We start from the raw sequence: 21,288 nt of genomic DNA, 5'->3' as shown, positions 1-21,288 counted from the left end.
TTGCAGTCTACGGAGAGGAGCGCACCATGGAATTTTTGATTTTCCTGGCAGTCATTGCAGCTATCGGCGGCGGCGTGTTGTGGGGTCGAAAGAACTTCAAGACCGAGATTGAACGCGCCAAGAGGATTCGGCGCGCCAACAAAAACAAGTAGGGCAACGTTCCGTAGTGCGGGAGTTAACCCGGGCGGGCTACATGACGATAATTTCCGCGGCCTATAAGTGACGGTGACGTGCACGGCCCAGCGCCCGGTACCAGTAGAACGAATCCTTGGGCGTCCTTTCCAAGGTTTCGAAGTCCACATGGATCAGGCCGAATCGCTGCGAGTAGCCCGCCGCCCACTCGAAATTGTCCAACAAGGTCCAGACGTAGTATCCGCGAAGATCCACATCCTCGGCTATGCCTCCAGGCCCGGTTGCCGTCAGTGCGTGGCCTAGATGTTCAGCCAGGTATGTGATGCGGTTGTGGTCCTGGACAGGTCCATCGACGTGGGCAGGTTCGGGAAAGCTGGCTCCGCCTTCGGTGATGTAAATGGGAGGAAGTGCATCACCGTACCGGTCCTTCATTTCGCGTAGCAGCAGGGCCAGGTACTCAGGCGCAACCGGCCAGCCGAACCCGGTGGTCTCATACTCCTGGTAGGCGGCCAGATGGAATGGAACCTTGGTCATCTCCTGCGACCTTCCGGTGGGTATCTCCGCCGGACCGGGGCCTGCCGCGGCCTTCACGGGGTAGTAGTAGTTGAGCCCATAGAAGTCCAGCGGTTGGCTGATCAGTTCAAGGTCGCCGTCGTGAACTGTACCCAGCGAGCGGAACCACGGTTTCATGGGCAGGGGTGGCTTGGGGTATTGGCCCAGCAGGATCGCATCGGCATAGATGCGGTTGAGGATCAGGTCCAGGGCCTGCGCCATCAATCGATCGCCGAGACTGGTGCTGGCTGGTTCGACGGGGCAGTGCATGTTGGACACGCCGATCTGCCCCTTCACTCCTGCGCCTCGGAGGGCCTGGACCGCCATTCCATGGCCCAGCAATTGATGATGTGCGGCAGGCAGTGAGTCGAACAGCAACTGCCGGCCTGGTGCGTGCACTCCCAACGAGTATCCCTGCACGGTGACTGACACGGGCTCGTTCATGGTCACCCAGTGCTCAACGCGATCCCCGAAGCGCTCGGCTGCGGCTTGGCAGTAGACAGCGAAGCGTTCGGCTGTGTCCCTGTTCATCCACCCCCCGGCATGTTCCAACTCCAGCGGGGTGTCCCAGTGGTACAAGGTGGCCATGGGGGAGATGCCTGCGGCAAGGAGTTTATCGATCAGGCGATCATAGAAGTCCAACCCCCGCTGGTTGACCGCGCCCTTGCCTCCGGGCTGGATGCGCGGCCACGAGAGTGAGAAACGGTAGGAGTCGACTCCGAGCTCCTGCATCAAGGCGATGTCTTCGTCCGAACGGTTATAGTGATCGCAGGCCACGGTGGGGGAGCCGCCGTCGACTATTGCTCCAGGCTTTTCACAGAACGCATCCCAGCCGGACGGTCCCCGCCCATCAGCGGTCAGCGAACCTTCTATCTGGAAGGCTGCGGCCGCGACACCCAGCGTGAACCCCGGGCGGAGTCGGGCGGCGAGATCTTCCACGGAGCCTGAATCCTGGGCGTTCATGACCCCATCATCCTCACCGGATGGGGGCCGGGCAATGGCTCCTCAGCGTCGATTGGCCTTTACACCATATTTCCGCCATACTGGATGAGTTGTTCAAGCGCTTCTTCGTGTCCCGATCCGGATAATGCCGGGTGTCAGGGTCCAGGCTGAAGCCCAAACATAACCCTGAACCCCATGATTGCGGTCGAGTTTGCGTGGAAATCGCGACACGCCCGACCGCGGGGGTCGGTGCGCCGACAAGGTGAGGAACCCGGATTACTCCGGATTCAGCTTGTGCGGCGTGTGGTGGTAAATCCTCAAACGCTTCGGCGGCCACATCAACAGGTAAGTAAACAGAGCAGCCCTAACTAGAGCAGCACTAGCTGAAAGAGAGTCAGGCGACATGGCGGGACAAAAAATCCGCATCCGGCTGAAGTCATATGACCACGAGGTCATTGATGTTTCAGCGCGGAAGATCGTTGAGACGGTCACGCGCGCAGGCGCAACGGTAGTCGGCCCGGTGCCGCTGCCGACGGAGAAGAACGTTTACTGCGTTATTCGCTCTCCTCACAAGTACAAGGACAGCCGTGAGCACTTCGAAATGCGTACTCACAAGCGTCTGATCGACATCATCGACCCCACGCCGAAGGCTGTTGACTCGCTTATGCGTCTCGACCTGCCCGCCGACGTGAACATCGAAATCAAGCTCTAGGGAGGTGCTGAGAGACTATGACCGCAACCCGTAACGTAAAGGGCCTGCTGGGCACGAAGCTCGGCATGACCCAGGTCTGGGACGAGAACAACAAGCTCATCCCGGTAACTGTTGTCCAGGCTGACTCGAACGTCATCACCCAGCTGCGCAACGCAGAGGTAGATGGCTACGTCGCCGTACAGATCGGCTACGGCCAGATCGACCCCCGCAAGGTCACCAAGCCGCTGGCTGGTCACTTTGAAAAGGCTGGCGTGACTCCTCGTCGCCACGTCGTCGAACTGCGTACCGCAGACGCCGCATCCTACGAGCTGGGCCAGGAGCTCTCTGTTGAGATCTTCGAAGCCGGCCAGAAGATCGACGTCGTCGGCACCTCCAAGGGTAAGGGCTTTGCCGGTGTTATGAAGCGTCACGGCTTCCACGGCGTTGGCGCTTCCCACGGTGCCCACAAGAACCACCGTAAGCCTGGCTCCATCGGTGGCGCATCCACCCCGAGCCGCGTCTTCAAGGGCCTGAAAATGGCCGGCCGCATGGGCGCCGAGCGTCACACCACGCTGAACCTCACGGTTCACGCCATTGACGCTGAGAAGTCGCTGCTCCTTATCAAGGGTGCCGTTCCCGGTGCCCGCGGCCAGGTCGTACTCGTACGCACCGCCGTGAAGGGAGCCTAGTTAAATGACTAGCACTGTCAAGGTAGACCTGCCTGCAGAGATCTTCGACGTCCAGACCAACGTGCCGTTGCTGCACCAGGTCGTCGTCGCACAGCTCGCTGCTGCACGCCAGGGTACCCACAAGACGAAGACCCGCGCCGAGGTTTCCGGTGCAGGTCGCAAGCCGTTCAAGCAGAAGGGTACCGGCCGCGCCCGTCAGGGTTCCATCCGTGCTCCTCACATGACCGGCGGTGGCGTTGTCCACGGTCCGACTCCTCGTGACTACAGCCAGCGCACCCCCAAGAAGATGAAGGCTGCTGCACTCCGCGGCGCCCTGTCTGACCGCGCCCGCAACGGCCGCATCCACGTCATCGCTGAACTGGTAGCCGGCACCAAGCCGTCCGCCAAGGAAGCACTGGCTTCGCTGCGTGCAGTCTCCGAGCGCAAGAACCTGCTCGTCGTAATCGAGCGCGCCAACGATGTTGCTGCACTCTCCGTGCGCAACCTCGAAGGTATTCACGTTCTGTACGCAGACCAGTTGAACACCTACGACGTGCTTGTCTCCGACGACGTGGTCTTCACCAAGGCTGCTTTCGAGGCGTTCGTCGCTGACAAGGCCAAGAACGAGGAGGCCTCCAAGTGAGCGTAACCACCATCAAGGACCCGCGCGACGTCGTGCTTGCACCCGTCGTTTCGGAAAAGAGCTACGGTCTGATCGACGAAGGCAAGTACACCTTCCTGGTGGACCCTCGCTCGAACAAGACCGAGATCAAATTGGCCGTTGAGAAGATCTTCTCGGTCAAGGTTGACTCGATCAACACCATCAACCGTGCCGGTAAGCGCAAGCGCACCAAATTCGGCTGGGGACAGCGCAAGAGCACCAAGCGTGCAATTGTCACCCTCAAAGAAGGCACAATCGACATCTTCGGCGGTCCGCTCGCGTAGCGGAGACCACTTTAACGAGGAAATAAATTATGGGAATCCGTAAATACAAGCCGACTACCCCGGGCCGTCGTGGCTCGAGCGTAGCCGACTTCGCTGAAATCACGCGATCGACTCCGGAAAAGTCGTTGCTGCGTCCGCTGCACAAAACAGGCGGCCGTAACAACTCCGGTAAGATCACCACCCGTCACAAGGGTGGTGGGCACAAGCGCCAGTACCGTCTGATCGACTTCCGTCGTCACGACAAGGACGGCATCAACGCCCGCGTTGCCGAAATCGAGTACGACCCGAACCGCACGGCTCGCATCGCACTCCTGCACTACGTTGATGGCACCAAGCGTTACATCATCGCTCCTAACAAGCTGTCCCAGGGTGACTTCGTCGAGGCTGGTCCTGACGCTGACATCAAGCCGGGCAACAACCTGCCGCTGCGCAACATCCCGGTTGGTACCGTAATCCACGCAGTTGAACTGCGTCCGGGTGGCGGCGCCAAGATGGCACGTTCCGCAGGTGCTTCGGTACAGCTCGTTGCCAAGGAAGGCCGCTTCGCACAGTTGCGTCTGCCCTCCGGCGAAATCCGCAACGTTGACGTGCGCTGCCGCGCAACCGTCGGCGAGGTCGGCAACGCCGAGCAGTCGAACATCAACTGGGGCAAGGCCGGCCGTATGCGCTGGAAGGGCGTTCGCCCGACCGTCCGTGGTGTAGCCATGAACCCGGTTGACCACCCGCACGGTGGTGGTGAAGGTAAGACTTCCGGTGGACGTCACCCGGTTAACCCGAACGGCAAGCCCGAGGGCCGTACCCGCCGTCCGAACAAAGAGAGCGACAAGCTTATTGTTCGTCGCCGCCGTACTGGCAAGAACAAGCGATAGGAGCCTGGACACATGCCACGCAGCCTGAAAAAAGGTCCTTTCGTTGACCAGCACCTCTTTGTGAAGGTCGCACGGGAAAACGATAAGGGCACCAAGAACGTCATCAAGACCTGGTCCCGCCGTTCGATGATCATCCCCGACATGCTCGGGCACACGATCGCCGTACACGACGGACGCAAGCACATCCCGGTGTTTGTCACAGAGTCGATGGTCGGGCACAAGCTCGGCGAATTCGCTCCCACGCGGACATTCCGCGGCCATGTTAAGGACGACCGTAAGGGCAAGCGCCGCTAGGCGCCTGACTTTACGTCTTAGACGAGAGAAGGAAAGCAATGGAAGCCAAGGCTATTGCGCGTCACATCCGCGTAACGCCTATGAAGGCCCGGCGCGTCGTCAACCTTGTTCGTGGTAAGCAAGCGAATGAGGCTCTGGCAATTCTGAAGTTTGCCCCCCAGGCAGCTTCGGAGCCGGTATTCAAGGTACTTCAGTCGGCAATGGCCAACGCACGTGTCCTCGCGGACCGTGACGGCGTTGCATTCGACGACAGCGACCTCTTCATCACCGAAGCATTTGTTGATGAAGGCCCGACCATGAAGCGGTTCCAGCCGCGTGCCCAGGGCCGCGCCTACCGCATTAGGAAGCGGACCAGCCACATCACGCTGGTTGTCGCAACCCCGGAGAAAGAGGAGGCTCGCTAAGTGGGACAGAAAGTAAACCCGCACGGGTTCCGACTCGGCATCACCACCGACCACGTTTCGCACTGGTTCGCTGACAGCACCAAGCCCGGACAGCGCTACAAGGATTTTGTCCGCGAGGACATCAAGATCCGTCAGCTCATGTCCACCGGCATGGAGCGCGCCGGCATCGCCAAGGTCGAGATCGAGCGCACCCGTGACCGTGTCCGCGTGGATATCCACACGGCACGCCCGGGTATCGTTATCGGCCGCCGCGGCGCTGAAGCAGACCGCATCCGCGGCGAGCTCGAAAAGCTCACCGGCAAGCAGGTTCAGCTGAACATCCTCGAGGTCAAGAACCCCGAGATGGAAGCACAGCTTGTTGCCCAGGGCATCGCTGAGCAGCTGACTTCCCGCGTGGCTTTCCGCCGTGCGATGAAGAAGGCCATGCAGTCCGCACAGCGTGCGGGTGCCAAGGGTATCCGTGTTGCTTGCTCGGGTCGTCTGGGTGGCGCAGAAATGTCCCGCTCGGAGTTCTACCGCGAAGGCCGTGTGCCCCTGCACACCCTCCGCGCGAACATCGACTACGGCTTCTACGAAGCCAAGACCACCTTCGGCCGTATCGGTGTGAAGGTTTGGATCTACAAGGGTGACGTAACTGCCAAGGAACTGGCTCAGCAGGCAGCTGCTGCTCCGTCCCGTGGCCGTGCAGGAGACCGTCCGGGCCGTCCGGGTGGCGACCGCCGTCGTCGTAACGACCGTCCGGCAGCTGAGGCAGCACCCGCTGCCGTTGAAGCACCGGCCGCTGAAGCTGCTGCTCCGGCAGCAGAAGGAGGACAGGCTTAAATGCTTATCCCACGTCGAGTCAAGCACCGTAAGCAGCACCACCCGGGTCGTTCCGGCGCTGCAACGGGCGGCACCAAGGTCAGCTTCGGTGAGTACGGTATCCAGGCTCTCAGCCCGGCATACGTAACCAACCGTCAGATTGAGTCCGCTCGTATCGCGATGACCCGCCACATCAAGCGTGGCGGCAAGGTCTGGATCAACATCTACCCGGACCGTCCGCTGACGAAGAAGCCTGCTGAAACCCGTATGGGTTCCGGTAAGGGTTCTCCGGAATGGTGGGTCGCAAACGTCAAGCCGGGCCGGGTTCTCTTCGAACTCTCCGGTGTCAATGAAGAGGTAGCTCGCGAGGCCCTGCGCCTGGCAATCCACAAGCTCCCGTTGAAGGCACGCATTGTGCGTCGCGAAGGTGGTGAATAGAAATGGCAGTAGGGTCGAAGGATCTCGCACCCGCACAGCTGGACGGTTTCGACAACGAGCGTCTCGTTGAAGAACTCCGCAAGTCCAAGGAAGAGCTGTTCAACCTGCGTTTCCAGTCCGCCACCGGACAGCTGGAGAACCACGGTCGCCTGCGTGCGGTAAAGAAGGACATCGCACGCATCTACACCGTTCTCCGTGAGCGCGAGCTGGGCATTCGTGCCGAGGTTGCCGCACCGGTTGTGGAAGCCAAGGAAGAAAAGAAGTCCAAGAAGGCTGCCAAGGCTGAAAAGGCCGAGGTTGAAGCTGGAGAGGACGCCAAGTGAGCGAGAAGGAAACTGTGACGGAAGCAGCAGCCAGCGCTGAACAGCGCGGTTACCGTAAGACGCGTCGCGGCTACGTTGTCTCTGACAAGATGGAAAAGACCATCGTTGTTCAGGTTGAAGACCGCGTGAAGCACGCTCTGTACGGCAAGGTTATTCGCCGCACCTCGAAGATCAAGGCTCACGACGAAGAGAACACCGCCGGCATCGGCGACCTCGTTCTCATCTCTGAGACCCGCCCGCTGTCCGCTACCAAGCGGTGGCGTCTGGTGGAGATCCTCGAAAAGGCCAAGTAAATCCGACGCCGGGCACGCCTGGTAGTGATTCACTGGAAAGGCCCGCATTCCTTTGGGAATGCGGGCCTTTCCGCTTCTCCCGCCGTTTCGGTTACAGGCTGTAAACGTGCTAGGATATTGAGTTTGTATGGCGCCACTTGTGCGTCGTCCACTACCTCGTAAACAATCGTGCCGCTGCATACTGCCCCGCGCAGAGTTTTCTGCAAGGGAAGCTGATGCTTGTGGCACGGGCGTTTAGGCCTGTACTGGCAAAATCCAGGCAGGTCAAGAGACACCCCGATCAACCGTTCCGCAAGGCTCATTCCGTATGCATGATTTCGGTCTGAGAACCGGCGCGACGCAAGGAGTAAAAATTGATTCAGCAGGAGTCGCGACTCAAGGTCGCCGACAACACGGGTGCTAAGGAAATCCTTACCATTCGCGTTCTCGGTGGATCCGGTCGTCGCTACGCAGGCATCGGCGACGTCATCGTCGCCACCGTCAAGGACGCTATCCCTGGCGGCAACGTAAAGAAGGGTGACGTCGTCAAGGCTGTCATCGTTCGTACCAAGAAGGAACGCCGCCGTGCGGATGGTTCCTACATCAAGTTTGACGAAAACGCAGCTGTGATCCTGAAGAACGACGGTGACCCCCGCGGTACCCGTATCTTCGGCCCGGTTGGTCGTGAACTTCGCGACAAGAAGTTCATGAAGATCGTTTCGCTGGCCCCGGAGGTGCTTTAGTCCATGGCTAAGATCAAGAAGGGTGACCTCGTTCAGGTCATCACTGGCGCCAAGCAGGAACGTGGCGGCGACCGCGGCAAGCAGGGCAAGGTCCTGCGCGTATTCCCCGACACCAACCGCGTGCTGGTAGAGGGAATCAACCGCGTCACCAAGCACTCCAAGGTCGGTCAGTCGCAGCGCGGCACCAAGACCGGTGGCATCGAGGTTGTTGAAGCCCCGATCCACGTTTCCAACGTTGCTTTGGTTGACCCGTCCACCAAGAAGCCGACCCGTGTTGGTTTCCGTCTCGACACCGTTGAGAAGGATGGCGCTACCAAGACCGTCCGTATCCGCGTGTCCAAGGCCACCGGGAAGGACATCTAATGACTGAGACTCTCGAGACTCCGGTAAAGATCGTTCCGCGTCTGAAGACGAAGTACGCAGAGACCATCAAGAAGTCACTGCAGGACGAATTCAGCTACGCGAACGTCAACCAGGTTCCCCGCCTGGTGAAGGTTGTAGTGAACATGGGTGTTGGAGATGCCGCCAAGGACTCCAAGCTGATCGACGGCGCTGTCCGCGACCTCACCCTGATCACCGGCCAGAAGCCGCAGGTAACCAAGGCCCGCAAGTCGATCGCACAGTTCAAGCTGCGCGAAGGCATGCCCATCGGTGCACACGCAACTCTGCGTGGAGACCGCATGTGGGAATTCGTGGACCGTCTGGTTTCGCTGGCACTGCCGCGTATCCGCGACTTCCGCGGCCTCAACGGCAAGCAGTTTGATGGCAACGGCAACTACACCTTCGGTCTGACCGAGCAGGTTATGTTCCACGAAATCGACCAGGACTCCATTGACCGCGTTCGCGGTATGGACATCACGGTCGTCACCACCGCCAAGACCGATGACGAAGGCCGCGCGCTGCTCAAGGCGCTTGGTTTCCCGTTCAAGACCGAAAACTAACTACGTGACAGGTCCGTCCGCGCAGGCTCTTAGGAGCAAGCGCAGCGGAAACCGGTACGAGGAAGGGCTATAGCCCAAATGACTATGACAGATCCTGTCGCAGACATGCTCACGCGTCTGCGCAATGCAAACTCGGCATACCACGACACCGTGTCCATGCCGTACAGCAAACTGAAGGCACGCGTTGCTGACATCCTGAAGGCAGAAGGCTACATTGCCGGCTGGAAGGAAGAAGACGCCGAGGTTGGCAAGAAGCTGACCATCGACCTGAAGTTCGGTCCGAACCGCGAGCGTTCCATCGCTGGCGTCCGCCGCATCTCCAAGCCGGGCCTCCGCGTTTACGCGAAGTCCACCAACCTGCCGCACGTGCTGGGTGGCCTGGGTATCGCAATCCTGTCCACCTCTTCCGGCCTCCTGACTGACAAGCAGGCCGGCAAGAAGGGCGTGGGCGGCGAAGTCCTCGCGTACGTCTGGTAACGGGAAAGGAAGAGAATAATGTCACGTATTGGACGTCTCCCCATCACCGTTCCTGCCGGAGTTGAGGTCAAGCTCGATGGCTCCGTCATCAGCGTCAAAGGTGCCAAAGGCGAGCTGAGCCACACTGTGGCCAGCCCGATCGAGGTTACCCAGGAAGAGAACACTCTCACGGTCACCCGCCCGAACGACGAGCGCAACTCGCGTTCGCTGCACGGCCTGACCCGCACCCTGATCGCCAACATGATCCAGGGCGTTACCGAGGGCTACGAGAAGAAGCTTGAAATCGTTGGTACTGGTTACCGCGTTCAGGCCAAGGGTTCTGACCTGGAGTTCGCTCTGGGCTACAGCCACCCGGTCAACGTCTCTGCACCCGAAGGCATCACCTTCGTAGTAGAGGGTCCGACCAAGCTCTCTGTTGCGGGTATCAACAAGCAGCAGGTCGGCGAGGTTGCTGCCAACATTCGCAAGCTGCGCAAGCCCGACCCCTACAAGGGCAAGGGTGTCCGTTACGCCGGCGAAGTCATCCGCCGCAAGGTCGGAAAGGCTGGTAAGTAAACCATGGCCATCGCAATTAACAAGAAGCGTTCGAACAAGAGCAAGTCTGCTGCACGCAGCCGTCGCCAGCTTCGTATCCGCAAGCGCATCACCGGTACGGCTGTACGTCCTCGTCTGGTCGTCAACCGTTCGGCACGTCACGTATTCGTCCAGGTTGTCGATGACAGCAAGGGTGTAACCGTGGCTTACGCTTCCACTCTGGAAGCTGACCTCCGCGCATTTGACGGAGACAAGACTGCCAAGGCCAAGCGCGTCGGCGAGCTCGTTGCCGAGCGTGCCAAGGCTGCAGGCGTCGAAGCTGTTGTCTTCGACCGTGGCGGTAACAAGTACCACGGCCGCATCGCCGCCGTCGCTGACGGTGCTCGCGAAGGTGGGCTGGCACTGTGACCGTTGAAAATAACGAAAAGGACACCCAGGTGACTGAAGCTGTAGCTGCTGAAGCAACTGAGACCGCACCCGCTACCGATGACCGCCGCGGCGGACGTCGTGGCGAGCGCGGCGACCGTGGCCAGGGCCGCGGCGACCGTGGTGGCCGTGGTGGCCGCGACGGCGGTCGTGAGGCTGAGAAGAGCCAGTTCGTAGAGCGCGTTGTCACCATCAACCGCGTTGCCAAGGTCGTCAAGGGTGGTCGTCGCTTCAGCTTCACCGCTCTCGTCGTCGTCGGTGACGGCAACGGTATGGTCGGCGTCGGCTACGGCAAGGCCAAGGAAGTTCCCGCGGCTATCGCAAAGGGCGTTGAAGAGGCCAAGAAGTCCTTCTTCCGCGTTCCCCGCGTTGGCAGCACCATCCCGCACCGTGTGCAGGGTGAGGCCGCTGCAGGTGTAGTCCTGCTGCGTCCGGCTTCCGCCGGTACCGGTGTTATCGCCGGTGGTCCGGTCCGCGCGGTATTGGAGTGCGTGGGTATCCACGACATCCTCTCCAAGTCGCTCGGTTCCTCAAACGCGATCAACATCGTTCACGCGACTGTTGCCGCTCTGAAGCAGCTCGAAGAGCCCGCTTCCGTGGCTGCCCGCCGTGGCCTGCCGCTGGACGAGGTTGCTCCTGCTGCTCTGGTGCGCGCGCTCCAGAACCAGAAGGCAGGTGTTTAGTCATGGCTAAGAACCTGACTCCCTCCGACGCCAAGTTGGAGATCACCCAGATCAAGGGCGTCATTGGCGCCAAGCAGAACCAGAAGGCCACCCTTCGGTCCCTCGGCCTGAAGCGCATCGGACACACCGTTGTCCGTAACGCTGACGCTGTGACCGTTGGAATGCTGAACACGGTTCCGCACCTCGTGAATGTAGAGGAGGCGAAGTAATGGCAGAGAACAAGACCGCCGAAGAGACTGCTGAGAAGCAGCACGCTCTGAAGGTCCACCACCTGCGCCCCGCCCCGGGTGCCAAGACCGCCAAGACCCGTGTTGGTCGTGGTGAAGGCTCCAAGGGTAAGACCGCTGGTCGCGGTACCAAGGGTACGAAGGCCCGCTACCAGGTAAAGGCTGGCTTTGCCGGCGGCCAGCTGCCGCTGCACATGCGCCTGCCGAAGCTGCGCGGCTTCAAGAACCCGTTCCGGGTTGAGTTCCAGGTTGTTAACCTGGAGAAGCTCAACGAGCTGTTCCCGGAAGGTGGCGTTGTCACCGTCGAGTCCCTGGTTGAGAAGGGTGCCGTTCGCAAGAACCAGCCCGTCAAGGTGCTGGGCACCGGCGACATCACCGTCAAGGTTGACGTCACCGCCCACGCATTCTCTTCCAGCGCTGCGGAAAAGATTGCTGCAGCAGGCGGAAGCACCACTGCTCTCTAAGAGCCAGTGGGGCGAATGCCCGTTGTAAAAGGATCCCGGTATGCGGGGCTTCGGCCCTGTATACCGGGATTTTTTGCGTGATTGTGGACTCTCGATTATTCCGACGGCGTCACAAGCGGTTAGACTCGGTTGTTGGGTTTCATTGATCCCATCCACATCCTTGTACTTTCTACTCAGGAGGACGCTTGCTAAGCGCATTCGGCCGGGCGTTTCGGACGCCTGATTTGCGACGCAAGTTGTTGTTCACGCTGGGAATCATCACAATCTTCCGCTTGGGAGCTTTTATCCCCTCGCCTGGTGTGAACTACCAGAATGTCCAGCAATGCTTGAACACCGGTGACACCTCGCAGGGCATCTACCAGCTGGTGAACTTGTTCAGCGGCGGCGCGTTGCTGCAGGTTTCAGTGTTTGCCTTGGGCATCATGCCCTACATCACGGCGAGCATCATCGTGCAGCTGCTCCGGGTGGTCATTCCCCGGTTCCAGCAACTCTACGAAGAGGGCTCCTCCGGTCAGTCAAAGTTGACGCAGTACACCCGGTACCTCACCATCGCTCTCGGACTGCTGAACGCCACCACGTTGGTGTCGCTCGCCCGGTCCGGCCAGCTGCTGCCAGGCTGCAACCTGCCCATCATTCCTGATGAGAGCATCATGACCACCATCCTCATCATCATCACGTTGACGGCCGGTACAGGCCTCATCATGTGGATGGGCGAACTGGTCACCGAAAAGGGTGTGGGCAACGGCATGTCGCTGCTCATCTTCACCTCCATCGCTGCAAGCTTCCCCGGCTCGCTGGGCTCCATCTGGGAGTCGAAGGGCCCGGGCACCTTCTTCATGGTCCTGGCCGTCGGCTTGCTGACGGTGGCCTTGGTGGTCTTCGTGGAGCAGTCTCAGCGCCGCGTTCCCGTTCAGTACGCCAAGCGTATGATCGGCCGCCGCACAGTGGGTGGCACCAGCACCTACATCCCCATCAAGGTGAACATGGCCGGCGTCGTGCCTGTCATCTTCGCCTCCTCCATGCTCTACCTGCCCGGGCTGATTTCACAGTTCAACCAGCCGGCGCCAGGGGAGCAGATGGCCCCGTGGGTTGAGTGGATCAACAACAACCTCACCCGTGGCGACCACCCCATCTACATGGCGCTGTATTTCGCCATGATTGTTTTCTTCACCTACTTCTACGTTGCCATCACCTTCAACCCTGAAGAAGTGTCGGACAACATGAAGAAGTACGGCGGGTTTATTCCGGGCATCCGGGCGGGTAAACCGACCGCGGACTACCTGCAGTACGTGCTTTCCAGGATCACCTTGCCTGGAGCCCTTTACCTGGGCTTCGTGGCGTTGATTCCTTTGGTTGCACTCGTCCTGATCAACGCCAACCAGAACTTCCCGTTCGGTGGCACGTCAATCCTGATCATGGTGGGTGTTGGCCTGGAGACCGTCAAGCAGATTGATGCGCAGCTACAACAACGTCACTACGAAGGGCTTTTGCGATGACGAGAATGCTGATCATTGGACCTCCCGGTTCGGGCAAGGGTACGCAGGCTGAGCGGATTTCCGAGCGCCTCAGCGTAGTCGCCATCTCCACCGGCGACATCTTCCGTGCCAACGTAAAGGGCGAAACCCCTTTGGGCATCGAAGCAAAGAAGTACATGGACGCCGGGGACTTCGTTCCGGACAGCGTCACGAACGACATGGTTCGCGATCGCCTGAGCCAGAGCGACGTCGAAAACGGCTTCCTCCTGGATGGCTACCCGCGCACCACCGCGCAGGTGGACTACCTTGACCAGATCCTCGCTGAGGGTGAGCAGGAGCTCGACGTCGTGCTCCAGCTGACCGCCGACGATGAAGAGCTGGTAACCCGCCTCCTTGGCCGCGCCAAGGAAACGGGCCGTTCGGATGACAACGAAACCGTCATCCGGCACCGCCTGGATCTCTACCACGAGCAGACTGAGGCAGTTGTGGCCAAGTACGCCGAGCGTGGCATCCTCACGCAGGTTGATGGCATCGGTGGTATCGACGAAGTTACCGACCGTGTGCTGACGGCGATCGAGTCGGCCAAGGCCGTTTAGCTGGTTCTCCACATAGCCGGTAAAACGGCAGTGGAGCGAGGGGCGTGTCCCGTACGGTGAGTGCGGGACACGCCCCTTTTTCTTTTTCACGCTGCATTCCAATTTCGGCCATGCTCCCGGGTACGGGAAAATGGTTGAAGCACGGGGCCTGGTCGGCCTCGACAGCAAACCTTCCAGAGGAGATCATGGCGTTCGGTCAGCCCCGCATTGAATACAAAACCAACGAGCAGATGCGCACCATGCACCAGGCAGGCCTTGTCCTGAGCCGTGCACTCGACGCTGCCGTTGGAGCGGCCAAGCCGGGCGTCACCACCAAGGACCTGGACGATGTCTTCGCCGCAGTCCTCAACGATGCCGGAGCAAAGTCGAACTTTCTTGGTTATCACGGCTTCCCGGCCACCATCTGCACCTCGGTCAATGAGGAAGTGGTGCATGGCATCCCGGGCGGCAAGGTCCTCAACGACGGCGACATTATCTCCATCGACGGCGGCTGCATCGTTGACGGCTGGCATTCCGACTCTGCCAGGACAGTAATTGTTGGCAACGTTGATCCCGAAGACCAGCGTCTTTCCGATGTCACCGAGGCAGCCATGTGGCGGGGCATCGCAGCCCTCGCCCAAGGCAAGTTTGTGGGAGACATCGGCAACGCGATCGATGACTATGTGTCATCCGTCCCTGGAAAGCCGTTGGGCATCCTGGAGGATTACGTCGGCCACGGCATTGGCTCGGAGATGCACATGGCCCCGGACGTTCTGAACTACCGGACCAGCCACCGCGGCCCCAAGATCCGGCCCGGCCTATGCCTGGCCATTGAACCCATGCTGGTACGTGGTGGCATCGAGACTGCTACCCTCGACGACGACTGGACCGTCGTCACCACGGACGGCAAGCGTTCCTGCCAGTGGGAGCATTCGGTAGCTGTTCACGAAAAGGGCATCTGGGTCCTGTCCGCCCCGGATGGGGGCGCCGCGCAGTTGGCACCGCTCGGCGTCGTGCCTGTTCCCATCCCGTAACACCTGCAAATGAAGAGCTGGGCTACTCAAGTAGCCCAGCTCTTCGCATATCCAGGAAGGCAGTTATGCCTTCAGTTTGGGCTTTACATCCTTGGTGTAGATGCCCTCGAGGGTCTTCTTGAGCTCGGTCATGGTTGTTTGGACGTCACCTTGTTGCGTCAGGATCCTGGCCGCCGATTTGGCCATCTCCTGATCAGCGCCCGGCAAGAATACGCGGGCGTTGTCCTGAACTTTGGTGGCGGCGAGTTGATCCATGGCGGTCTTGATCTGTGGCGTTGCCGCAAGAACCGCTGTCATGTCAGCTGAGAGCCTGGTGGGCATGTAGCCGGTGGCGGCCGAGAAGGCGGCAGTGTTCTCAGGTTCGGTCATGAACTTGAGGAACGTCGCCGCGGCCAGCTGCTCTTCCTTGCTGATGCCGCTGGGGATGCCGAGGCCCGCGCCGCCCGTGGGGCAAACGCCGCTGGGCGCCTCAGGGCCGCCGGGCAGGAAGCCGACGCCAACGTTGAATTTGGCGGCCTTCAGGACGCCGAGCAAGGAACCTGTGGAAGAGATAGTTGACGAGGTGATCCCGGCGGCGAAGTCGTCTGCTGCCTCTTTGGACGAAACGCCGGCCCATCCGTCCTTATAGATGGAGTCCTGGGCCCACTGAAGTGCGGCCACGGACTGCGGCGAATCGCAGGTGATGTCCCAGTCCTTTGACCAGCTGCCTCCCCACCCCCACAGGTTGTTCTGCAGGGTCCACCCTGCGTAGCCGGCCAGGGCAGGGTAGATGTAGGCGTATTGCGCACCCGAGGTGGCCTTGAGTTTCGGCGCCCACTCTGCGAACTCTTGCCAGGTGGCCGGCGCCCTGTCGGGAAGTCCGGCGGCCTTGAAATGGTCCTTGTTGTAGTAGAACAGCGGCGTGGAACGGCCGTAGGGGAGCGCCCACTGCTTGTCCTCGTATTTGTAGTCGTCCACCAGCGACTTTTGGAAGTCGTCGATTTTGATATCCAGCTGCTTCACCAAGCTATCGATGGGAATGATGCTGCCGTTGGAGTAGTAGCGGAACCACCAGACGTCAGAAAGGACTACCAGTCCCGGCAGGCCCGTCTTAGCTGCCTGCGACGTCTGGAATTTCTGGGCGATCTCTTCGTAGTTGGCGCCCGCCGTCACCAGGTTGACCTTGATGTCTGGGAATTTGGCGTGGAACTTCTCGATAATCGCCTTCTCCACGTCCTGTGACTTACCCGGGTGGTTGGTCCAGAAGTCGATGGAGGCTGCGGGCTTTACTCCGCTGAAGTCGATCGTGGCGGTGTCGACGGCGTCTGCCGTACCCGCCGTCGACGGTCCGCCGCATGCGGCGAGGGCCGCAGCTCCGGCGCCGAGGCCTGCCAGTCCAAGGAAATGTCGGCGGTCAAGGGTGGTGTGCATGGTGCTTCCTCTCAATAACGTACTTCGATGCGGATGGTGCGGTGGGAGAAAATCAGCCGGTGACACTGCCTTGGGTCAGGCCGGCAACGATGTAGCGCTGGAGCGCTGCGAACACCAGCAGAATGGGAACGATAACCAGTACGGCGCCGGCCATGAGGATTCCCCAACCGGCCCCATTGCCTTCCGAGTTCTGCAGCAGGGTCAGGCCCACAGGGAGCGTCATGGTTTCGGGGCGGTCAGTGATGATGAGAGGCCAGATGTAGTCGTTCCATTCGCTGACCACGGTTACCAGCGCAACCGTCGCGATCGATGGCACCGAGACCGGGACGATGATCTGCCACAGCCGGCGCCAGTGACCCGCACCGTCGATTTCAGCTGCTTCGAGGATCGATGGTGGCAGGGTCAGGAAGTGTTGTCGGAGCAGGAAGGTACCGAACGCCGTCCCCAGGCCTGGAAGGATGATGCCCCACAGAGTGTTTTTGCCGCCCATCCCCGCGATCAGGATGTAGTTGGGCAGGATGGAGACCTGCGCAGGGACCATGAGGGCCACAAGGATCAGCACGAAGATCACGTTCTTGAACGGGAAGCGAACAAACACCAGCGCGTAAGCCGTCAGAATCGCCAGGACGACCTTGATGCTCGAACCCACCACCGTAACAATCAGGCTGTTGGCGAAGAACTGTGCGAACGGGACCGTGGTCATGGCCGTGGCATAGTTCTCCAGGTTCAGGGACTCAGGCAGGATCTTCAGATCCATGGCGACGATCTCGCCCGGTTGCTTGAAGGAACTCAACAACATCCAGAGCAACGGCAGGAACACCACAAGCGTGGCAATGATCAATGGAATGTAGCCGGTAGCCACTGTCTGGAGGAGGTTTGCGCTGGAGAAGGGGCGCGGACGCTCATGCTGTGCGGCTGGCTGTGCGGCCTCTTGCGGGGGATCAACGACGACGGCGGGTGAGGGAGCGCTCATGAGTAGTGGACCTTTCGCTCAACGAGCCGCAGTTGAAGAACAGTAATGATCAGTAGGATCGCGAAAAGGATCACCGAAATCGCCGCAGAGTAGCCTGCCCGGTTGTAGGCGCCGAACGCCTGCAAGTACGCCTCGTAAATCAGCGTGCTGGTGCCGTTGCCCAACGGAGTCATGATCCGGATGAGGTCGAAGGCCTGCAATGAACTCAGCATCGTGGTGATCAGCAGGAAGAACGTGGTGGGGGAGAGCAAAGGCATGGAAATGTTGAAAAATCTCCGCGCGCTGTTGGCGCCGTCCAACGCCGCAGCTTCCATCACGTCGCGGGGCAAGGACTGCAGGCCCGCCAGATAGACCACGGCACAGTAGCCCAGGTTCTTCCAGATGTACACGATGATGACCATCACCAACGAGAGCTGGGGATCGTTGATCCACTGCGGGCTCTGTTGTCCAAGGCCGCGCAGGACCCAGGCGAGCACTCCGTAGCCGGGATCGAAGATAAACAACCACACCAAGCCAACACCCACACCGGACAGCACATAGGGCGCGAACACCGCGGAACGGGCGAACGTGGTGCCGCGGACTTTGGAGTTCAAAGCAAGGGCAACCAATAGGCCGAGGACCATCGAACCGCCCACCGTCACCAGGGTGAAGATAGCCGTAGTCCCCAGGACCTTGGACGCATCCTCACTGGTGAAGAACGTGACGTAGTTCTGCAGCCCAACAACCGTGGCCGAAGCCGAGCCGAGCGTCCAATCCAACGTTGAATAGTAGATGTTATTGATCAGCGGCCAATAGGTGAACGTGCCGATCAGCACGAGGTTGGGCAGGGCCATGGCCAGGAAGACCAGGAAGTCCTTGCGGCTGCGGCCGGACCAGCGCCGTCTCCCCGGACGGGGCCGGGCGGCGTCGACCGGCGGCGTGGAATCCGGCCTGCCAGCAGGTGCAGCACTGCTGCTTTGAATCTGTCGGGTAGTCATGAGTCACTAACGGTTTTGGGCCAAGGCGGGCGCCAGCTCCCGGACCGGGGCGGCGAAGACAGGCCTAGCTCACCACACCGAAAGTCACCGACCGGACGAAAAGGGTGCCCCGTACCGATAGTTGGCTGACACTTCCAGAGCCGTTTACGCGGCGTTACTCGCGTGTTCGAATTCGAGGCCCGGCTCCCACTTTCCATGTGTCCTTGCCCTGCGGGCGGGCTGAGCCCCTCTGCGCGCTCGGTCGTGCCTCCCTTAGACGCGCGCTGCCGGGGCCCAGCCCGCCCGCAGCGTTGGGCGCCTTTCCAGGTGGAGAATGGAGCCATGAATTCGATCACCGATGTTGCTGGCATACGGGTTGGGCATGTGCAGAGGGTGGGGGAGGGGTGGTTGTCCGGGGTTACTGTGGTGCTTCCGCCTGTGGGGACGGTGGGGTCCGTGGATGTGCGCGGCGGGGGTCCGGGGACTCACGAGACAGATGCCCTGGATCCGACAACGCTGGTTTCCACCGTGGATGCCGTAGTGCTGACCGGGGGTAGCGCGTTTGGACTGGCCTCCGCGGGTGGGGCGCAGCTGTGGTGTGAGGAGCAGGGCAGAGGTTTCGCTGTTCCCGGGACTGTGGTGCCGATTGTGCCGGCAGCCGCCATTTTCGACCTCGGGCGCGGTGGCGACGTCAAAGCGCGACCCGGCGCCGACATGGGCTACCAGGCAGCCGCCGCAGCCTTCGCCTCAGGCGACCATGCCGCCGTCGAGCGTGGAAACGTGGGTGCCGGGGCCGGGGCCGTCGTTGCGCGCGGCCAGTTCAAGGGCGGGATCGGTACGTCGTCCATCACTCTTGAAGGCGGGGTGATCGTTGGAGCCATTGCGGTGGTGAACGCGCTGGGTGTGCCTGTGTTTGGCCCTGCGGACCTGCAGCCCTCTGCGCGCTCGGTCGTGCCTCCCTTAGACGCGCGCCGCCGGGCCCCAGGCCCGCAGGATCAGCCGGGTGCGCCCTTCACGGCCCCGCCGCAGGGGCTCAACACCACGTTGGTGGTGATTGCGACGAATGCCGTACTCGATGTGGCTGAGTGCAAGCGGACTGCTTCTGCCGGGCATGCGGGCTTGGCCCGGGCGTTGGATCCGTCCCATACTTTGGCGGACGGTGACACCGTGTTCGCGCTGGCGACTGGCGCCGTCGGGCTTGACCGCAGCACTGAACAGGCGCGGCAGGTGTCGCTGATAACGCTCCAAAGCGCCGCTGCGGAAGCTGTTCGGCTGGCGATTCTCGACGCCGTCCTGGCAGCCGAAAGCGTTTCGACGGCGGCGGGTGACTTCCCCCGGTATCGGCAAGCGGGGGAGTGACGGCTGGAGGCAGGTGCGCTACCATAGACGGATTTAACTTTCCGGCCTCATTGGCGTAGAGTTATTTGTTGGTTGTCTGTGCAGCCACGCCCTTTTTAGTGTCGTGGTTCCAAGAGGGCCAAGCAAACAAAAAACGTCCGCTGGATCTTCGGTGCCTAACTGGAGGACGGCGGCAAACAACAGTTAGCGGAGGATATGGCCAAGAAGGACGGGGTCATTGAGATCGAGGGCGTTGTGACTGAGGCGCTGCCCAATGCGATGTTTCGTGTTGAGCTCACCAATAAGCACGTCGTTCTCGCACACATCTCTGGGAAGATGCGACAGCACTACATTCGAATCCTCCCCGAGGACCGGGTAGTGGTGGAGCTGAGCCCATACGACCTCACACGTGGTCGTATCGTCTACCGCTACAAGTAAATTGCTGGGCGGCAAGGCAATAGTGCCTAAGCCGCTCCAGCAGATCAACTGCAAAACACGCAAAGGAACGCCATGAAGGTCAAGCCGAGCGTCAAGCAGATCTGCGACAAGTGCAAAGTGATCCGCCGTAACGGCCGGGTCATGGTGATCTGCGAGAACCCGCGCCACAAGCAGCGCCAGGGCTAATTCCCCTTTCGGGAATCAGCGTCCGCGAGGACAAACCTGGGCTGCTAGCCCACGCAAGTAAATAAAGGCAGCACAAGCTGTGCCAGGACTGCATTACAGAGCCTGGTCAGCGAACCCCCGGTCGGAGGCTGGGGCCACACTGAACGTGTGGGTGTACTGCCTACGACCTCCGGTTTATTCAAGGAGTACTGCCACTATGGCTCGTCTCGCTGGCGTAGACATTCCCCGCGAAAAGCGGTTGGAAATTGCGCTTACTTACATCTACGGCGTGGGCAAGACCCGTGCACACGAAACCCTGGCTGCCACCGGCATCAGCGCTGACGTTCGCGTCAAGGACCTGACTGACGCCGAGCTGGTCCAGCTGCGTGACTACATTGAAGGCAACTACAAGGTTGAGGGTGACCTTCGCCGCGAGGTAGCCGCTGACATCCGCCGCAAGGTAGAGATCGGCAGCTACGAAGGCCTGCGCCACCGCAAGGGCCTGCCCGTACGCGGACAGCGTACGAAGACCAACGCTCGTACCCGTAAGGGCCCGAAGCGCACCGTCGCCGGCAAGAAGAAGGCCGGACGTTAATCCCTCGGGATTGATCCGGTTTTCCCCCGATAACTTTCTGTAGGAGAAACAATGCCCCCGAAGACTCGTGGAGCGGTTCGTAAGCCGCGTCGCAAGGATAAGAAGAATATTGCGCTTGGCCAGGCGCACATCAAGAGCACCTTTAACAACACCATCGTGTCCATCACGGACCCGAACGGTGCTGTAATCTCATGGGCTTCCGCCGGTGAGGTTGGCTTCAAGGGCTCCCGTAAGTCCACCCCGTTCGCTGCCCAGATGGCTGCCGAAGCTGCTGCAAAGCGCGCTCAGGAGCACGGTCTGCGCAAGGTTGACGTATTCGTCAAGGGCCCGGGATCCGGACGCGAAACCGCAATCCGTTCGCTTCAGGCCGCTGGCCTCGAGGTTGGCTCCATCCAGGACGTCACCCCCAGCGCCCACAACGGTTGCCGCCCGCCGAAGCGCCGCCGCGTCTAATTAGGTCTTCCCCGCCTGACCGGCCGGGCCTGCTATGGATGGTTTCGATC

33 protein-coding genes are annotated in these 21,288 nt (G+C 60.6%); 29 read left to right on the top strand and 4 right to left on the bottom strand.

Going from position 1 to position 21,288, the window contains the following annotated elements:
- The first annotated feature begins 26 nt into the window (after positions 1-26).
- A complete protein-coding gene (locus ACNAOT_RS16520; RefSeq protein ID WP_256870824.1) occupies positions 27-152 on the top strand; it encodes a hypothetical protein in 126 nt (41 codons plus the stop codon).
- Positions 153-213: 61 nt separating this feature from the next.
- On the opposite strand, the gene ACNAOT_RS16515 is transcribed toward ACNAOT_RS16520, so the two are convergent.
- Entirely contained in the window at positions 214-1,647 is a 1,434-nt protein-coding gene (locus ACNAOT_RS16515) for a GH1 family beta-glucosidase (protein WP_420178617.1), read from the bottom strand.
- 382 nt (positions 1,648-2,029) lie between these two features.
- Between ACNAOT_RS16515 and rpsJ the strand changes: the two genes are divergently transcribed.
- The 23 genes from rpsJ to map all read left to right on the top strand — a co-directional run bounded on the left by rpsJ (position 2,030) and on the right by map (position 14,910).
- The gene (gene rpsJ, locus ACNAOT_RS16510; RefSeq protein ID WP_003803825.1) at positions 2,030-2,338 is read left to right on the top strand and encodes a 30S ribosomal protein S10; all 309 of its coding nucleotides are present in this window, start codon (positions 2,030-2,032) and stop codon (positions 2,336-2,338) included.
- A 17-nt stretch (positions 2,339-2,355) separates the two neighbouring features.
- Positions 2,356-3,006, top strand: a complete 651-nt coding sequence (rplC, locus tag ACNAOT_RS16505) for a 50S ribosomal protein L3 (protein WP_011775595.1) — start codon at positions 2,356-2,358, stop codon at positions 3,004-3,006.
- 4 nt (positions 3,007-3,010) lie between these two features.
- Complete coding sequence (gene rplD / locus ACNAOT_RS16500) at positions 3,011-3,628, top strand: 50S ribosomal protein L4 (RefSeq protein WP_091468992.1); 618 nt, start codon at positions 3,011-3,013, stop codon at positions 3,626-3,628.
- On the top strand, positions 3,625-3,930 hold the full coding sequence (gene rplW, locus ACNAOT_RS16495) for a 50S ribosomal protein L23 (RefSeq protein ID WP_011775593.1): 306 nt from the start codon (positions 3,625-3,627) through the stop codon (positions 3,928-3,930). Before rplD ends, rplW begins: the two co-directional genes overlap by 4 nt.
- 29 nt (positions 3,931-3,959) lie before the next feature.
- A complete protein-coding gene (rplB, locus tag ACNAOT_RS16490) occupies positions 3,960-4,799 on the top strand; it encodes a 50S ribosomal protein L2 (RefSeq protein ID WP_011775592.1) in 840 nt (279 codons plus the stop codon).
- A gap of 12 nt (positions 4,800-4,811) precedes the next feature.
- Positions 4,812-5,093 (top strand): 30S ribosomal protein S19, encoded by a 282-nt coding sequence (rpsS, locus tag ACNAOT_RS16485; protein WP_011775591.1) that lies wholly within the window; start codon positions 4,812-4,814, stop codon positions 5,091-5,093.
- A 38-nt stretch (positions 5,094-5,131) separates the two neighbouring features.
- Entirely contained in the window at positions 5,132-5,497 is a 366-nt protein-coding gene (rplV, locus tag ACNAOT_RS16480) for a 50S ribosomal protein L22 (protein ID WP_011775590.1), read from the top strand.
- Complete coding sequence (gene rpsC / locus ACNAOT_RS16475) at positions 5,498-6,319, top strand: 30S ribosomal protein S3 (protein ID WP_011775589.1); 822 nt, start codon at positions 5,498-5,500, stop codon at positions 6,317-6,319.
- A complete protein-coding gene (gene rplP, locus ACNAOT_RS16470) occupies positions 6,320-6,736 on the top strand; it encodes a 50S ribosomal protein L16 (RefSeq protein WP_003803795.1) in 417 nt (138 codons plus the stop codon). It begins immediately after the preceding gene.
- Between the two features lie 2 nt (positions 6,737-6,738).
- Positions 6,739-7,059 (top strand): 50S ribosomal protein L29, encoded by a 321-nt coding sequence (gene rpmC / locus ACNAOT_RS16465; RefSeq protein ID WP_014922387.1) that lies wholly within the window; start codon positions 6,739-6,741, stop codon positions 7,057-7,059.
- Positions 7,056-7,352, top strand: coding sequence for a 30S ribosomal protein S17 (gene rpsQ, locus ACNAOT_RS16460; RefSeq protein WP_011775587.1), 297 nt, complete (start codon positions 7,056-7,058; stop codon positions 7,350-7,352). Before rpmC ends, rpsQ begins: the two co-directional genes overlap by 4 nt.
- Positions 7,353-7,705: 353 nt before the next feature.
- A complete protein-coding gene (gene rplN / locus ACNAOT_RS16455) occupies positions 7,706-8,074 on the top strand; it encodes a 50S ribosomal protein L14 (protein ID WP_003803789.1) in 369 nt (122 codons plus the stop codon).
- A 3-nt stretch (positions 8,075-8,077) separates the two neighbouring features.
- Positions 8,078-8,437, top strand: a complete 360-nt coding sequence (rplX, locus tag ACNAOT_RS16450; protein ID WP_011775586.1) for a 50S ribosomal protein L24 — start codon at positions 8,078-8,080, stop codon at positions 8,435-8,437.
- A complete protein-coding gene (gene rplE / locus ACNAOT_RS16445; protein WP_011775585.1) occupies positions 8,437-9,015 on the top strand; it encodes a 50S ribosomal protein L5 in 579 nt (192 codons plus the stop codon). Before rplX ends, rplE begins: the two co-directional genes overlap by 1 nt.
- A gap of 78 nt (positions 9,016-9,093) precedes the next feature.
- Complete coding sequence (rpsH, locus tag ACNAOT_RS16440; protein WP_011775584.1) at positions 9,094-9,492, top strand: 30S ribosomal protein S8; 399 nt, start codon at positions 9,094-9,096, stop codon at positions 9,490-9,492.
- Between the two features lie 18 nt (positions 9,493-9,510).
- Complete coding sequence (gene rplF, locus ACNAOT_RS16435) at positions 9,511-10,047, top strand: 50S ribosomal protein L6 (protein WP_011775583.1); 537 nt, start codon at positions 9,511-9,513, stop codon at positions 10,045-10,047.
- A gap of 3 nt (positions 10,048-10,050) precedes the next feature.
- A complete protein-coding gene (rplR, locus tag ACNAOT_RS16430) occupies positions 10,051-10,434 on the top strand; it encodes a 50S ribosomal protein L18 (protein ID WP_011775582.1) in 384 nt (127 codons plus the stop codon).
- 29 nt (positions 10,435-10,463) lie between these two features.
- Entirely contained in the window at positions 10,464-11,135 is a 672-nt protein-coding gene (gene rpsE / locus ACNAOT_RS16425; RefSeq protein WP_011775581.1) for a 30S ribosomal protein S5, read from the top strand.
- A 2-nt stretch (positions 11,136-11,137) separates the two neighbouring features.
- Entirely contained in the window at positions 11,138-11,344 is a 207-nt protein-coding gene (gene rpmD, locus ACNAOT_RS16420; RefSeq protein ID WP_011775580.1) for a 50S ribosomal protein L30, read from the top strand.
- Positions 11,344-11,826 (top strand): 50S ribosomal protein L15, encoded by a 483-nt coding sequence (gene rplO, locus ACNAOT_RS16415; RefSeq protein WP_011775579.1) that lies wholly within the window; start codon positions 11,344-11,346, stop codon positions 11,824-11,826. The genes rpmD and rplO overlap by 1 nt, the downstream gene beginning before the upstream one ends.
- 185 nt (positions 11,827-12,011) lie before the next feature.
- Positions 12,012-13,322 carry a preprotein translocase subunit SecY gene (gene secY / locus ACNAOT_RS16410; protein ID WP_017200273.1) on the top strand — a complete coding sequence of 437 codons (1,311 nt, stop codon included), beginning with the start codon at positions 12,012-12,014 and terminating at the stop codon, positions 13,320-13,322.
- A gap of 5 nt (positions 13,323-13,327) precedes the next feature.
- A complete protein-coding gene (locus ACNAOT_RS16405; protein ID WP_420181184.1) occupies positions 13,328-13,897 on the top strand; it encodes an adenylate kinase in 570 nt (189 codons plus the stop codon).
- 185 nt (positions 13,898-14,082) lie between these two features.
- Entirely contained in the window at positions 14,083-14,910 is an 828-nt protein-coding gene (map, locus tag ACNAOT_RS16400) for a type I methionyl aminopeptidase (RefSeq protein ID WP_420178616.1), read from the top strand.
- Between the two features lie 63 nt (positions 14,911-14,973).
- Here map and ACNAOT_RS16395 read toward each other — a convergent pair whose 3' ends face one another.
- From ACNAOT_RS16395 to ACNAOT_RS16385, 3 genes are read right to left on the bottom strand one after another with little or no spacing between them, the layout of a single operon-like run.
- On the bottom strand, positions 14,974-16,320 hold the full coding sequence (locus ACNAOT_RS16395) for an ABC transporter substrate-binding protein (protein WP_420178615.1): 1,347 nt from the start codon (positions 16,318-16,320) through the stop codon (positions 14,974-14,976).
- Positions 16,321-16,372: 52 nt separating this feature from the next.
- Positions 16,373-17,293: a carbohydrate ABC transporter permease gene (locus tag ACNAOT_RS16390; RefSeq protein WP_420178614.1), complete on the bottom strand. Its 921-nt coding sequence runs from the start codon at positions 17,291-17,293 to the stop codon at positions 16,373-16,375.
- Complete coding sequence (locus tag ACNAOT_RS16385; protein ID WP_420178613.1) at positions 17,290-18,270, bottom strand: carbohydrate ABC transporter permease; 981 nt, start codon at positions 18,268-18,270, stop codon at positions 17,290-17,292. The genes ACNAOT_RS16390 and ACNAOT_RS16385 overlap by 4 nt, the downstream gene beginning before the upstream one ends.
- A gap of 321 nt (positions 18,271-18,591) precedes the next feature.
- Between ACNAOT_RS16385 and ACNAOT_RS16380 the strand changes: the two genes are divergently transcribed.
- From ACNAOT_RS16380 to rpsK, 5 genes are all read left to right on the top strand, one after another.
- The gene (locus tag ACNAOT_RS16380) at positions 18,592-19,608 is read left to right on the top strand and encodes a P1 family peptidase (protein WP_420178612.1); all 1,017 of its coding nucleotides are present in this window, start codon (positions 18,592-18,594) and stop codon (positions 19,606-19,608) included.
- Positions 19,609-19,803: 195 nt separating this feature from the next.
- Positions 19,804-20,025: a translation initiation factor IF-1 gene (gene infA / locus ACNAOT_RS16375; RefSeq protein WP_011775571.1), complete on the top strand. Its 222-nt coding sequence runs from the start codon at positions 19,804-19,806 to the stop codon at positions 20,023-20,025.
- Positions 20,026-20,097: 72 nt separating this feature from the next.
- On the top strand, positions 20,098-20,211 hold the full coding sequence (rpmJ, locus tag ACNAOT_RS16370) for a 50S ribosomal protein L36 (protein ID WP_011775570.1): 114 nt from the start codon (positions 20,098-20,100) through the stop codon (positions 20,209-20,211).
- A gap of 196 nt (positions 20,212-20,407) precedes the next feature.
- Positions 20,408-20,785: a 30S ribosomal protein S13 gene (gene rpsM / locus ACNAOT_RS16365; protein WP_011775569.1), complete on the top strand. Its 378-nt coding sequence runs from the start codon at positions 20,408-20,410 to the stop codon at positions 20,783-20,785.
- A 51-nt stretch (positions 20,786-20,836) separates the two neighbouring features.
- Positions 20,837-21,238: a 30S ribosomal protein S11 gene (gene rpsK, locus ACNAOT_RS16360; RefSeq protein WP_014922380.1), complete on the top strand. Its 402-nt coding sequence runs from the start codon at positions 20,837-20,839 to the stop codon at positions 21,236-21,238.
- The last annotated feature ends 50 nt before the right edge of the window (positions 21,239-21,288 follow it).

The sequence above is a fragment of the Paenarthrobacter sp. TA1.8 genome, assembly GCF_048595705.1.
Classification (GTDB): Bacteria; Actinomycetota; Actinomycetes; order Actinomycetales; family Micrococcaceae; genus Arthrobacter; species Arthrobacter nitroguajacolicus.
This window is presented reverse-complemented; position numbering and strand designations above follow the sequence as displayed.